Consider the following 12745-nt stretch of genomic DNA (forward strand, 5'->3'; position numbering starts at 1 on the left):
CCCGGGCCCGAGGGGCGGTCCGCGCACCCCACGGGCGGTGTCGGTGAACCGCCCCGGCGGCCGGATGAGCGCGCGAGTTTACCCCCCGGTGCAACCGCTCATGCGTCCAGAGGTCGCTTTTCTTTCCCCTAAGGGCATGAACTTTTGGTGATCTCCGGACAGTTGACCCATCCGTGCGCCTACCCTTCAACGGGTGAACCAGTTGATGTCCCGCGAGCCCCAGACCGCCCTGCCCGGCAAGCCTGCCCGGCCCGAGCTGCCCGGCAAGCTGCCGGACCGGCTGCGTGCCGAACTGATCGCTTTCCGCCGGGACTTGCACATGCACCCCGAGCTAGGACACCAGGAGTTCCGCACCACCGCGGCGATCAAGGCCCGGCTGGAGCAGGCCGGGCTGCGGCCGCGCGTCCTGAAGTCCGGCACCGGGCTGATCTGTGACGTCGGCACCTGGGACGGGGGGCGGCCGATGCTGGCCCTGCGCGCGGACATCGACGCCCTGCCCATCCCGGACGCCAAGACGCACGTCTCGTACCGCTCCACCTACCCCGACCGGGCCCACGCCTGCGGCCACGACGTCCACACCGCCGTCGTCCTCGGCGCCGGCCTGGTGCTCGCCGACCTCGACCGCCAGGGCCTGCTGCCCCGGCCCGTGCGGCTGCTGTTCCAGCCCGCCGAGGAGGTGCTGCCGGGAGGGGCGACCGAGGCCATCGAGTCCGACGTGCTGGACGGCGTCGGCAAGATCATCGCGGTCCACTGCGACCCCCGGGTCGACGCGGGCATGATCGGGCTGCGGCCCGGCCCGATCACCTCCGCCTGCGACCGCCTGGAGGTCACCCTCTCCGGCCCGGGCGGCCACACCGCCCGCCCGCACCTGACCACCGACATGGTCACGGCCGCCGCGCGCGTCGCGGTCGACGTGCCGGCCCTGCTGGCCCGCCGGATGGACGCCCGCTCCGGCATGTCCGTCACCTGGGGCCGGATCGAGTCGGGACACGCCTGCAACGTCGTGCCGATGCACGCCGAGCTGTCCGGCACGGTGCGCTGCCTGGACCTCAACGCCTGGTACGAGGCGCCCGACATGATCCACGCGGCGATCGACGAGGTCGCGACGATGCACGGCGCCAAGTTCGAGATCAACCACGTGCGCGGGGTGCCGCCCGTGGTGAACGACCCGGTGGTCACCGAGCTGCTCCGCGAGGCCATGGGCGCCCGGCGCGGGCCGGAGTCGGTCGAGGACACCGAGCAGAGCCTCGGCGGCGAGGACTTCTCCTGGTACCTGGAGCACGTGCCCGGGGCCATGGCCCGGCTGGGCGTCCGCCGGCCCGGCGACACCGCCAAGCGGGACCTGCACCGGGGCGACTTCGACGTCGACGAGTCCGCGATCGGCTACGGCGTGGAGTTCTTCACGGCCGCCGCACTCCTCGACGGCCGCCGCAACGGGCCCGTCGCGTAAAAGATCGGGTAAAGCTCCATACAGCACCGGCGGGTCGGCCGTCGGCGGCGTCCGGCCCTTGGTACACAAGGGCCGGACGGTCGTCCTGTTACCGATCGGTCACTGTCCGGTTCGCGTCGATCCGATAACGACTCATGAACGGGCCTTTAACTGACATCTACGCGCGTTACGATCGCCGCGAAACCAGCGCCGGTCGTGGCGCTTCGGTCAGGTTTTGAAGGAGCCTCCCCTTGCGCCGGATCACCAGGATCGCCACCGTGGGCATCGCGTCCGCGGCGCTGGCCCTCTCGGCCACCGCCTGTGGCGGAAAGAAGTCCTCGGACAGCCCCTCCGCCGACGGCAGCGCCACCGCCTCCTCCGCGGGCGCGGCCATCGCGTACGACATCGGCGGCCGTGGCGACCAGTCGTTCAACGACGCCGCCTACGCGGGCCTCGAGAAGGCCGAGAAGGACCTGAAGATCAAGGGCGCCGAGGCGGAGCCCACCGAGGGCGAGAGCGAGGCCGACAAGGTCCAGCGCCTCACCGAGCTGGCCCGCAAGGGCAACAACCCGGTCATCGGCGTCGGCTTCTCGTACGCCCCGGCCATCAAGAAGGTCGCCGCGAAGTTCCCGAAGACCACCTTCGGCATCATCGACGACACCTCGGTGACCGACAAGAACATCGCCAACCTGGTCTTCAACGAGGAGCAGGGCTCCTACCTGGCCGGCGTCGCCGCCGCCAAGGCGTCGAAGAGCGGCACGGTCGGCTTCATCGGCGGTGTCGAGGTCCCGCTGATCAAGAAGTTCGAGGCGGGCTTCACCCAGGGCGTCAAGGACACCAACCCCAACGCCAAGGTACTGACCAAGTACCTCTCGCAGCCGCCGGACTTCGGTGGCTTCGCCAAGCCCGACCTGGGCAAGGCCGCCGCCAAGGGCCAGATCGACGGTGGCGCCGACGTGATCTACGCCGCCGCCGGCCTCGCCGGCTCGGGCGCCATCGAGGCCGCCGCGACCTCCGGCAAGTGGGCCATCGGTGTCGACTCCGACCAGTACAACCAGGCCGGTCTGTCGAAGTACAAGGACAAGATCCTGACCTCGGTCACCAAGGACGTCTCCGACTCCGTCTACAACCTGATCAAGTCGGTCAAGGACGGCAAGCCGGAGAGCGGTGAGGTCCGCTACGGTCTGGACAAGGACGGCGTCGGCCTGGCCGACTCCAACCCGGAGTACAAGAACAACGCCGAACTGATCGCCGCGGTGGACAAGGCCAAGGCCGACATCATCGCGAAGAAGATCACCGTCAAGACCACGCCGTAACGGCTGTCTGACGTCTCGTCGCGGTCTCCGGGGTCCGGGAGCGGTCTCTACCGCTCCCGGACCCCGAGCCGCGTCTTCCCCCCAGGTCCGTGACGACGTGTGGCCAGTTGGCCGCAAGTTTTCACTTCCGACAGTGCTACGCGCGTAGAGGCATCGTGGACGCGATACCGTCCGACTCCCGCCCACCCGCCCGGCCGATCCTCGCCCTGTCCCCGCCCCTGCCGTCCACGCGGCTTTTCCAGCTCCTTCCGCGCCAAGGAGAGTGCGTCATCAACGCGTCCAGCCCCCCTCTCGCCGTAGAACTGCACGGCATCACCAAGCGTTTCCCCGGCGTCGTCGCCAACAAGGACATCGCCATCTCCGTCCGCAAGGGCACGGTCCACGCCCTCATCGGTGAGAACGGTGCCGGCAAGTCGACCCTGATGAAGATCCTCTACGGCATGCAGAAGCCGGACGAGGGCACCATCGCCATCGACGGGGAGCAGGTCTCCTTCAACAACCCCGGCGAGGCCATCGCCCGCGGCATCGGCATGGTGCACCAGCACTTCATGCTCGCCGACAACCTCACCGTCCTGGAGAACGTCGTCCTCGGCGGCGAGAAGCTGTACGGCATCGGCTCCAAGGCCCGCAAGAAGATCAAGGAGATCTCGGACGCGTACGGCCTCGGCGTTCGCCCCGACGCCCTGGTCGAGGACCTCGGTGTCGCCGACCGCCAGCGCGTGGAGATCCTCAAGGTCCTCTACCGCGGCGCCAAGACCCTCATCCTCGACGAGCCGACCGCCGTGCTCGTGCCGCAGGAAGTGGACGCGCTCTTCGACAACCTGCGCGAGCTCAAGGCGGAGGGCCTCACGGTCATCTTCATCTCGCACAAGCTGGGCGAGGTGCTGAAGGTCGCCGACGACATCACCGTCATCCGCCGCGGCACCACCGTCGGCACCGCCGACCCGAAGACCGCCACGACCAAGCAGCTCGCCGAGCTGATGGTCGGCACCGAGCTGCCCTCGCCGGAGACCCGCGAGTCCACGGTGACCACGACCCCGATGCTGGAGGTCAACGCCCTCACCGTCGTCGAGTCGGGCGTCGTCGTCGCCCCCGAGACCTCCGCGGCCGCCCTCGGCGACTCCGACACCGACCTGCGCGAGGCCCCGGTGCTCGGCCGCCTGCTGCTCGACGGGATCACCTTCACGATCCACAAGGGCGAGGTCCTCGGCATCGCCGGCGTCGAGGGGAACGGCCAGACGGAGCTGATCGAGGCCCTGATGGGCATGATCACCCCCGACGCGGGCGTCATCACCCTCGACGGCACCGACATCACCAGGACCCCGGTGCGCAAGCGCCGCGAGGGCGGCATCGGCTACATCCCCGAGGACCGCCACCGGCACGGCCTGCTGCTGGAATCCCCGCTGTGGGAGAACCGCATCCTCGGCCACGTCACCGAGAAGCCCAACTCCCGGCGCGGCATCCTCGACCCGAAGGCCGCCCGCAAGGACACCGAGCGGATCGTGCGCGAGTACGACGTCCGCACGCCCGGCATCGACGTCACCGCGGCCTCGCTCTCCGGCGGCAACCAGCAGAAGCTGATCGTCGGCCGCGAGATGAGCCACAACCCGAAGTTCCTCATCGCCGCCCACCCCACGCGCGGCGTGGACGTCGGCGCGCAGGCGCAGATCTGGGACGCGATCCGCGAGGCCCGCCGCGAGGGCCTCGCCGTCCTGCTGATCTCCGCCGACCTGGACGAGCTGATCGGCCTGTCCGACACGCTGCGCGTCATCTACCGCGGCCGCCTGGTCGCGGACGCCGACCCGGCGACGATCACCCCCGAGGAGCTCGGCACCGCCATGACCGGCGCCGCCACCGGGCACCTGGAAGCCCATGACGACCACTCCGCCGAGGTCGACGGCGACACGACGGAGGACGAGGCCCGATGAAGAAATTCGACAAGGACCGGCTGCTTCTCGGCTTCGCCGGCCCGGCGCTGGCACTGATCAGCGCCTTCGTACTCAGCATGATCGTGCTGGCCGCCTCGGGCGTCGACCCGATCGAGCCGCTGCGCATCATGATCGAACAGTCCGGCTACGAGGACGTGCAGGTCCTCATCGTGAACCAGGCCGGCACGTACTACCTGGCAGCCCTGGCCGTCGCCATCGGCTTCCGGATGAACCTCTTCAACATCGGTGTGGACGGCCAGTACCGCCTCGCCGCGATGGTGAGCGCCCTGGTCGGCGCGGCGGTGACGCTGCCCGGCCCGCTGCACATCCTGGTGATCGTGCTCGTCGCGATGCTCGTCGGCGCCTTCTGGTCCGGTATCGCGGGCATCCTCAAGGCCAAGCGGGGCGTGAGCGAGGTCGTCTCCACGATCATGCTCAACGCCATCGCGACCGCGCTGATCGCCTGGCTGATCCTCCCCAAGAACCTCGGCGTCCAGCCGGCCGGCTCCAACGACCTGACCACCGGTGACATCCCGGAGTCCGGCTGGTTCCCGGCCGTCTCGCTCGGTGACGGCCTGGAGATCTACGGCTTCACCTTCATCGCCTTCGCGCTGGGCATCGTCTACTGGTTCGTGCTCAACCGCACCCGCTTCGGCTTCGACCTGCGCGCCACCGGCGCCAGCGAGTCCGCCGCCCAGGCCTCCGGTGTGGACGCCAAGAAGATGATCATGACGTCGATGCTCATCTCGGGCGCCGTCGCCGGTCTGGTCTCCATGCCGCTGCTGCTGGGCGAGTCCCACACGTACAACCTGTCCTTCCCGGCGGGCATCGGCTTCACCGGCATCACCATCGCGCTGCTCGGCCGCAACAACCCGGTCGGCATCTTCTTCGCCGCGCTGCTGATCGCCTTCATCGACAAGGCGTCCGCGGGCCTCGACACCGCCGGCTACGCCAAGGAAATCGGCACGATCATGAAGGGCCTGATCGTGGTCGCCGTGGTCGTCAGCTACGAGCTCGTCCGCCGCTACGGCATCCGCCGCCAGCAGCAGAAGGTCGGCGAGGAGCTGGCCGCCGGCCACGCCATCAAGACCGAGAAGGAGGTCGCGGCGTGAGCGCCAGCACCGTTTCCGCGACGAAAGCCGCGCCCGCCCCCGGCGGCCGCCGCAAGCTCACCCTGCCCTGGATCCTGCTGATCATCGCGGGTGGCCTCGCGCTGGTCTCGCTGGTCCGGGTCATCTCCGGCGCCAACGACCTGACCTCCGTCGGCCAGGTCTCCGGTGCCCTCCAGCTCGCCGTGCCCATCGGCCTCGCGGGCCTCGGCGGCCTGTGGGCCGAGCGGGCCGGCGTGGTCAACATCGGCCTCGAAGGCATGATGATCCTCGGCACCTGGTTCGGTGCCTGGGCCGGCTACCAGTGGGGCCCCTGGACCGGTGTCGTGATGGGCATCGTCGGCGGCGCCATCGGCGGCCTGCTGCACGCGATCATCACCGTCACCTTCAACGTCAACCACATCGTCTCCGGTGTGGCGGTCACCATCCTCGCGACGGGCTTCACCCAGTACCTGTCGAACTTCACCTTCGACAAGGCCGAGGGCGGCTCCTCCAAGCAGTCCCCGCGCATCGAGTCCATCACCGAGATCACCATCCCGGGACTCTCCAGCGGCCTGGACAGCCTCCAGGCCAAGCACTGGTTCCTGCTCTCGGACGTCGCCGGCATCCTCGGCGGCCTGATCACGCACCTGTCGCTGCTGACGGTCGTCGCCGTCCTGCTGATCCCCGCCACCTGGTGGGTGCTGTGGCGCACCGCCTTCGGCCTGCGCCTGCGCTCCTGCGGTGAGAACCCGGTCGCGGCGGAGTCCCTCGGCGTGAACGTCTACAAGTACAAGTACATCGCCGTGATCGTCTCCGGCGGTCTGGCGGGCCTCGGCGGCGCCTTCCTCGCGATCGTCTCCACCGGCATCTACCAGGAAGGCCAGACCGGCGGCCGCGGCTACATCGGCCTCGCCGCGATGATCTTCGGCAACTGGATGCCGGGCGGCATGGCGCTGGGCGCGGGCCTGTTCGGCTTCACCGACAGCCTCAAGCTGCGCGGCGGTGCCGAGAACGTCCACGCGATGCTGCTCCTGGTCGCCATCCTGCTGGTGCTCTCCGTCGGCTGGCAGCTCTACAAGAAGAAGTACCTCCAGGCCGGCATCGCCGCGGTCTGCGCCGCCGGGCTCTTCGCCTGGTACGCGGCCACCGACCAGGTGCCCAGCCAGTTCGTGGACGCCGCCCCGTACGTGACGACGCTGCTGGTGCTCGCGCTGTCGGCGCAGCGCCTGCGGATGCCGAAGGCGGACGGAATGCCGTACCGCAAGGGCCAGGGCAAGTGACCGCGGACCCGACGGTGGACTGGGAAGCCCTGCGCACGGCCGCCCGGGCGGCGATGACCCGGGCGTACGCCCCCTACTCGGGCTTCCCGGTCGGGGTCGCCGCCCTGGTGGACGACGGCCGGGTCGTGACCGGGTGCAACGTCGAGAACGCCAGCTACGGACTCGGCCTGTGCGCCGAGTGCGGCCTGGTCTCCTCCCTCCAGGCCACCGGCGGCGGCCGTCTCACCCACTTCACGTGCGTGGACGGCAAGGGCGAGGTCCTCGTCCCGTGCGGGCGCTGCCGGCAGCTGCTGTACGAGTTCGGCGGCCCGGACCTGCTGGTGGAGACGCCGGACGGGATCCTGCCGCTGAGCGCGATGCTGCCGCAGGCCTTCGGGCCCGACCACCTGAGATAGCCGTAGCGACGGCCCTCCGCCCTGCCGGGCGGAGGGCCGTCGCCGCTCCCGGCCCCCTCCTCGAAAACTCCTTGAACCTCCCTCCCTCATCTCTATGCGCGTAGAAGGAAGTCACCTCATGGACGTCATCTCCGTCATCCGGACCAAGCGGGACCGCGGTGAGCTGAGCCCCGAGCAGATCGACTGGGTCATCGACGCGTACACCCGCGGGGTCGTCGCCGACGAGCAGATGTCGGCGCTCGCGATGGCCATCCTGCTGAACGGCATGAACCGGGCCGAGATCGCCCGCTGGACCGCCGCCATGATCGCCTCCGGCGAGCGGATGAACTTCGACTCCCTCTCCCGCCCGACCGCCGACAAGCACTCCACCGGCGGCGTCGGCGACAAGATCACCCTCCCGCTGGCCCCGCTCGTCGCCGCCTGCGGCGCGGCCGTGCCCCAGCTGTCGGGCCGGGGCCTCGGCCACACCGGCGGCACCCTGGACAAGCTGGAGTCCATCCCCGGCTGGCGCGCCCTGCTGTCCAACGAGGAGATGCTGAACGTCCTCGACACCACCGGCGCCGTCATCTGCGCGGCCGGCGACGGCCTGGCCCCCGCCGACAAGAAGCTCTACGCCCTGCGCGACGTCACCGGCACGGTCGAGGCCATCCCGCTGATCGCCTCCTCGATCATGTCGAAGAAGATCGCCGAGGGCACGGGCTCGCTCGTCCTCGACGTCAAGGTCGGCTCCGGCGCCTTCATGAAGACCATCGAGGACGCCCGCGAACTGGCCTCCACCATGGTCGCCCTGGGCACCGACAGCGGCGTCAAGACGATCGCCCTGCTCACCGACATGTCCACCCCGCTCGGCCTGACCGCGGGCAACGCCCTGGAGGTCCGCGAGTCCGTCGAGGTCCTCGCCGGCGGCGGCCCGGCCGACGTGGTCGAGCTGACCGTCGCCCTGGCCAAGGAGATGCTGGACGCGGCGGGCATCAAGGACGCCGACCCGGCGAAGGCCCTCGCCGACGGCTCCGCCATGGACGTGTGGCGCCGGATGATCGCGGCCCAGGGCGGCGACCCGGACGCGGCCCTGCCGGTGGCGCGCGAGCAGCACGTGGTCACCGCGCCCGCCTCGGGCGTCCTGACCCGCCTCGACGCGTACGCGGTCGGCGTCGGCGCGTGGCGCCTGGGCGCGGGCCGCGCCCGCAAGGAGGACCCGGTCCAGGCGGGCGCGGGCATCGAGCTCCACGCGAAGCCGGGCGACACGGTCACCGCGGGCCAGCCGCTGATGACCCTGCACACGGACACCCCGGAGAAGTTCGCGTACGCCCTGGCCTCCCTGGAGGGCTCCTACGACGTCGCCCCGGCGGGCACGGCGTTCTCGGCGCAGCCGATCGTCCTGGACCGCATCGCCTGATCCCCGGCCGGGGCGGGGCCGGTCCCGCCGCTGCGCGGGGCTTGCCCCTCCCCACCCTTCACCGTTCTCGCCCTCAGTCGCCGGCGGGGCTGAAAGCCCCCGGGGCTCTGCTCCGGACCCCGTTCCGGACGCTCCGCGCCCGGTGCGCTCAAACGCCGCGCGGGCTGGAGAATCCAGCCTCGCCGGCGTTTGAGGCGCGGGGGTCTGGGGGCGGAGCCCCCAGGGGTCCGGGCGCAGCCCGGGGAACGGGCGAAGGGCGGGTAGGGGACCTCGCGCCGCGCAGCGGCACCCCGCGGCAGCGCACCCGGCCACCACACCGGCACCCCGCGGCAGCGCACCGCTCAGGCCCCCGCGCGGCAGCGCACGGCTACCGATGAGTTCCGCGGCAGCGGACGGTCATCCCCTCGTGGAGATCAGAACCCTGGCCCTGGAAGGGCCCGAGCCCGACGTCCCCGCCCTCTGCGCCCGCGTCCGCGAGGCCTCCCGCCACGGGCCGGTGACCTGCGACGCGGGCGGCGTCACGGAGCCCACCCTCGCCACCGTCGACGCCCTGGCCCGCATGGCCCTGGCGGCCCGCCGCCACGGCGCCCCCTTCGGCGTCACCGGCGCAGCCCCGCCGCTCCGGGCCCTGCTACACCTGGCCGGCCTCGGAGAGCTCCTCCGGCAGCCCGAACAGCGGGAACCACCGCGCCGTGTCCAGGAAGGCGTTCAGCCCGACGATCCGCCCCTCTGACACCTCCAGCACCTGCAGCGCCCACGGCACGTGCCCGGGCAGGCCGTCCTCCCGCGGACGGTACTGCCCGAAGGCCGGCAGGCCGTTCGCCGTGGTCGGGACCAGGCGCGAACCCTTGCAGCCGATGCCCTGGTTCAGGTGCCACGCGGCGATGTCCGCGTGGCCCTGGAGCCACAGGTCGAACGGCGGCATCGACAGCACCGCGTCCTCGTGGAGCAGCGCGGTGAGCCGCGTGATGTCGTACGCCTCGAAGGCCGACAGGTACTGCTCCAGCAGCTTCGCCTGGTCCGCGTCCAGCGGGTCCTTCGGCTCGCCGGGGCGCAGCGCCTGCCCCGCGAGGGTGGCCCGCGCACGCTGGAGGGCGCTGTTCACCGACGCCACCGAGGTCTCCAGCAGCTGCGCGACCTCGTCCGCCTTCCAGGCCAGCACCTCCCGCAGGATCAGCACGGCCCGCTGCTTCGCCGGCAGGTGCTGCAGGGCCGCCACGAAGGCCAGCCGGACGGATTCCTTCGCGAGGGCCGCCTCCGCCGGGTCGGCGGTCTGCGGCAGCACCCGTCCGTCCGGCACGGGCTCCAGCCAGGTCACCTCGGGCCGCTCGTTGAGCACGGCCGAGGCCTGGTGCTGCGGGGCGGACAGGTCCATCGGCCGGGCCCGCTTGCTCCCCGCCTTCAGCTGGTCCAGGCAGACGTTGGTGGCGATCCGGTACAGCCACGAGCGCAGCGAGGAGCGGCCCTCGAACTTCCCGTGCGCCCGCCAGGCGCGGACGAAGGTGTCCTGCACGGCGTCCTCCGCGTCGAAGGACGAGCCGAGCATCCGGTAGCAGTAGCCGGTCAGCTCGACGCGGTAGAGGTCCATCGCCGCGTCGAGTTCCGGTGACGAGGTCGCGAGGTCACTCATGGCTGCCGTCCCCCAGGTTGTTGCCGTCCCTTCGGAAACTACCGGAGGGGTCTGACAACGGCAGCCGGAGCGAGGGGGGAACGTCAGGTACCGGGCTTGCGGCCGTACACGTAGACGTCCTCGCCGTTGGTCAGCATGCTCCAGTAGGCCTTGGCGTCGGTCGTCGTCATGTTCACGCAGCCACCCGAACCCGGCGGGTTCCACATGCTCTTGGTGACCGAGTGGAAGGCGATGCCCCCGTCGAAGAACTGCGAGTACGGCATGGCCACGTTGTAGATCGTCGACCAGTGGTTGATGCTCCGGTAGTAGATCTTCTTCAGGCCGGTCCGCGTCGGCGTCTCCGCCTTGCCGGTGCGCACCGGCACCGGACCGTACTTCAGCGTGGCGCCGTCCTGGATCCAGCTGAGCTGGCGGGTCAGGTCCACGCAGGCGATCCGCCCCAGGTGGGTGGGGCACGCCCCCGCCGCGTTCGGGTTCTTGCCGGCCGCCCGCTGCGCCAGCATCGTGCTCATCGTCTGCCAGGTCAGCGGACCCGCGTACCCCATGGTCGGGGTGATCCCGTGGGTGGCCTGGAAGGACTGGATGGCCGTGCAGTCGGCCGCCGACTGCACCCCGTCCACCGGCCGCCCCAGGAACTGCTCGACCTGCCGCTGGTAGGGCCCGGTGGTCACGTTGCAGGAGGCGGCCTGAGCCGTACCGCCCCCCACCGCCACCAGGGGCGCCGCCAGCGCCAGAGCCCCGCCGAACACCATCGCAGCCCGCCGCTTCGCGCGCACGCGTATCGCCGCCATCCGGTCCCTCCCCTGCCGCGCCCGCCCGGTGGGGGCGCCACTTCCCCCCACGCTAGAGCGAGTTGCGCACGCCGCACAGACCTTGAACGGACTTGGCCGCCGCGGGCTCCCGCGGGGTCCGGAGCCGACCGTTTCCGATGCCTCAGCGGGCCGCCGCGGCCGGGCCGCCCGGGGAGAGCAGCCGCCGCCGCTCGGCCCGGGCCGCGTGGGACCCGTACAGGGTGATCGAGACGACGCCCAGCACCGCCAGCAGGGCGATGCCGACCGTGGCCGCCCAGCCCGAGGCGTGGTACGCCAGGGCGCCCAGGGTGCCGCCCGCGCTGGAGCCGAGGTAGTACGCGGACTGGTAGAGCGCGGAGGCCTGCGCCCGGCCCGTCTTCGCCGTCCGGCTCACCGCCGCCGAGGCCACCGCGTGCCCCGCGAAGAAACCGGCCGTGATCAGCACCAGCCCCGGCAGGATCAGCCCCAGGGAGTTCCCGAGCGACAGCAGCAGCCCCAGCGCGGTCGTGGTCACCGCCAGGTACAGCGCCCCGCGCCGGCCCGCCCGCGCCACCAGCTTCCCGGCGGCGGCCGAGGAGACCGTCCCCACCAGGTAGACCAGGAAGACCGAGCCGACCACGCCCTGGCCCAGCGAGAACGGCGCGGCGGCCAGCCGGTAGCCGATGACGGTGTACACCGCCCCGAAGACGGTCATGAACAGCGCGCCGATCCCGTACAGCCGCAGCAGCAGCGGATCGCGCAGGTGCCCGGCGACGGTACGGCCCACCGCGCGCGGCTCCAGCGACGCCGGGCGGAAGAAACGCGCCCGGGGCAGCAGCGCCAGGAAGGCCGCCGCGCAGACCAGCGCCATCACGCCGACGGCCAGCAGCCCGCCGCGCCAGCCCCACAGCTGCGCGGCCCAGCCGGTGACGATGCGGCCGCTCATGCCGCCGATGGAGTTGCCCGCCACGAACAGGCCGATCGCCCCGACCAGCGCCTTCGGCCGGACCTCCTCCGCCAGGTACGCCATCGCGGAGGCGGGGACGCCGGCGATCGCCGCGCCCTGCACCGCCCGCAGCGCCACCAGCCACTCCAGGCTCGGCGCGAACGGCACCAGCAGGCCGATGCCGACGGCCACCACCATCGAGCAGGTCATCATCCGGGTCCGGCCGAACCGCTCGGACAGCGCGCTGAGCGGCAGGACGGCGAGGGCGAGCGCGCCGGTGGCCGCGGACACCGTCCAACTGGCCTGGCCGGCCGTCACGCCGAAGCCGGCGGAGACCGCGGGCAGCAGGGCCTGGGTGGAGTACAGGAGGGCGAAGACCGCCAGCCCGGCGGCGAAGAGCGCGAGGCTCATCCGGCGGTAGCCGGGGCGGCCGGGGGAGTGCGGCTCGGGCTGGGGGAACGACGGGGTGGAGGCACCCGTGACGAGGGGTGCCCCGGTATGAGCGGGAGGCATACGTCGAAGGTAGGCCTCCCTTTTTCATGCGTCCAATGCACGAATTCGCGA

At 71.4% G+C, this 12745-nt stretch carries 11 protein-coding genes; 8 read left to right on the plus strand and 3 right to left on the minus strand.

What is annotated here, in order from left to right; translation table 11 throughout:
* The first annotated feature begins 205 nt into the window (after positions 1-205).
* The 8 genes from ACZ501_RS06770 to ACZ501_RS06805 all read left to right on the plus strand — a co-directional run bounded on the left by ACZ501_RS06770 (position 206) and on the right by ACZ501_RS06805 (position 9568).
* Complete coding sequence (locus ACZ501_RS06770; protein WP_362463876.1) at positions 206-1450, plus strand: amidohydrolase; 1245 nt, start codon at positions 206-208, stop codon at positions 1448-1450.
* 230 nt (positions 1451-1680) lie between these two features.
* Entirely contained in the window at positions 1681-2745 is a 1065-nt protein-coding gene (locus tag ACZ501_RS06775) for a BMP family lipoprotein (protein ID WP_361601298.1), read from the plus strand.
* Between the two features lie 197 nt (positions 2746-2942).
* Positions 2943-4673 (plus strand): ABC transporter ATP-binding protein, encoded by a 1731-nt coding sequence (locus ACZ501_RS06780; RefSeq protein WP_468793819.1) that lies wholly within the window; start codon positions 2943-2945, stop codon positions 4671-4673.
* Entirely contained in the window at positions 4670-5785 is a 1116-nt protein-coding gene (locus ACZ501_RS06785) for an ABC transporter permease (protein WP_361610878.1), read from the plus strand. The genes ACZ501_RS06780 and ACZ501_RS06785 overlap by 4 nt, the downstream gene beginning before the upstream one ends.
* Positions 5782-7044, plus strand: a complete 1263-nt coding sequence (locus ACZ501_RS06790; RefSeq protein ID WP_468793070.1) for an ABC transporter permease — start codon at positions 5782-5784, stop codon at positions 7042-7044. Before ACZ501_RS06785 ends, ACZ501_RS06790 begins: the two co-directional genes overlap by 4 nt.
* Positions 7041-7439: a cytidine deaminase gene (locus ACZ501_RS06795; protein ID WP_361610875.1), complete on the plus strand. Its 399-nt coding sequence runs from the start codon at positions 7041-7043 to the stop codon at positions 7437-7439. The genes ACZ501_RS06790 and ACZ501_RS06795 overlap by 4 nt, the downstream gene beginning before the upstream one ends.
* A 118-nt stretch (positions 7440-7557) precedes the next feature.
* Positions 7558-8835, plus strand: coding sequence for a thymidine phosphorylase (locus tag ACZ501_RS06800; RefSeq protein ID WP_468793073.1), 1278 nt, complete (start codon positions 7558-7560; stop codon positions 8833-8835).
* Positions 8836-9241: 406 nt separating this feature from the next.
* On the plus strand, positions 9242-9568 hold the full coding sequence (locus tag ACZ501_RS06805) for an STAS domain-containing protein (RefSeq protein WP_361610694.1): 327 nt from the start codon (positions 9242-9244) through the stop codon (positions 9566-9568).
* Here ACZ501_RS06805 and ACZ501_RS06810 read toward each other — a convergent pair.
* The 3 genes from ACZ501_RS06810 to ACZ501_RS06820 all read right to left on the minus strand — a co-directional run bounded on the left by ACZ501_RS06810 (position 9467) and on the right by ACZ501_RS06820 (position 12694).
* Positions 9467-10465, minus strand: coding sequence for a sigma-70 family RNA polymerase sigma factor (locus ACZ501_RS06810; RefSeq protein ID WP_468793076.1), 999 nt, complete (start codon positions 10463-10465; stop codon positions 9467-9469). The two genes, ACZ501_RS06805 and ACZ501_RS06810, sit on opposite strands and share 102 nt — an antisense overlap.
* An 83-nt stretch (positions 10466-10548) precedes the next feature.
* The gene (locus tag ACZ501_RS06815; RefSeq protein ID WP_468793079.1) at positions 10549-11256 is read right to left on the minus strand and encodes a L,D-transpeptidase family protein; all 708 of its coding nucleotides are present in this window, start codon (positions 11254-11256) and stop codon (positions 10549-10551) included.
* A gap of 142 nt (positions 11257-11398) precedes the next feature.
* The gene (locus ACZ501_RS06820; RefSeq protein ID WP_468793082.1) at positions 11399-12694 is read right to left on the minus strand and encodes an MFS transporter; all 1296 of its coding nucleotides are present in this window, start codon (positions 12692-12694) and stop codon (positions 11399-11401) included.
* Positions 12695-12745 lie beyond the last annotated feature (51 nt).

The organism is Streptomyces sp. NPDC034085 (genome assembly GCF_055575555.1).

Bases quoted from the DNA above. Each gene is read 5' to 3' on its own strand.
- ACZ501_RS06785 (WP_361610878.1), top strand. From the start codon at position 4,670: ATGAAGAAATTCGACAAGGACCGGCTGCTTCTCGGCTTCGCCGGCCCG.
- ACZ501_RS06815 (WP_468793079.1), bottom strand. From the start codon at position 11,256: ATGGCGGCGATACGCGTGCGCGCGAAGCGGCGGGCTGCGATGGTGTTC.
- ACZ501_RS06800 (WP_468793073.1), top strand. From the start codon at position 7,558: ATGGACGTCATCTCCGTCATCCGGACCAAGCGGGACCGCGGTGAGCTG.
- ACZ501_RS06770 (WP_362463876.1), top strand. From the start codon at position 206: ATGTCCCGCGAGCCCCAGACCGCCCTGCCCGGCAAGCCTGCCCGGCCC.
- ACZ501_RS06810 (WP_468793076.1), bottom strand. From the start codon at position 10,465: ATGAGTGACCTCGCGACCTCGTCACCGGAACTCGACGCGGCGATGGAC.
- ACZ501_RS06820 (WP_468793082.1), bottom strand. From the start codon at position 12,694: ATGCCTCCCGCTCATACCGGGGCACCCCTCGTCACGGGTGCCTCCACC.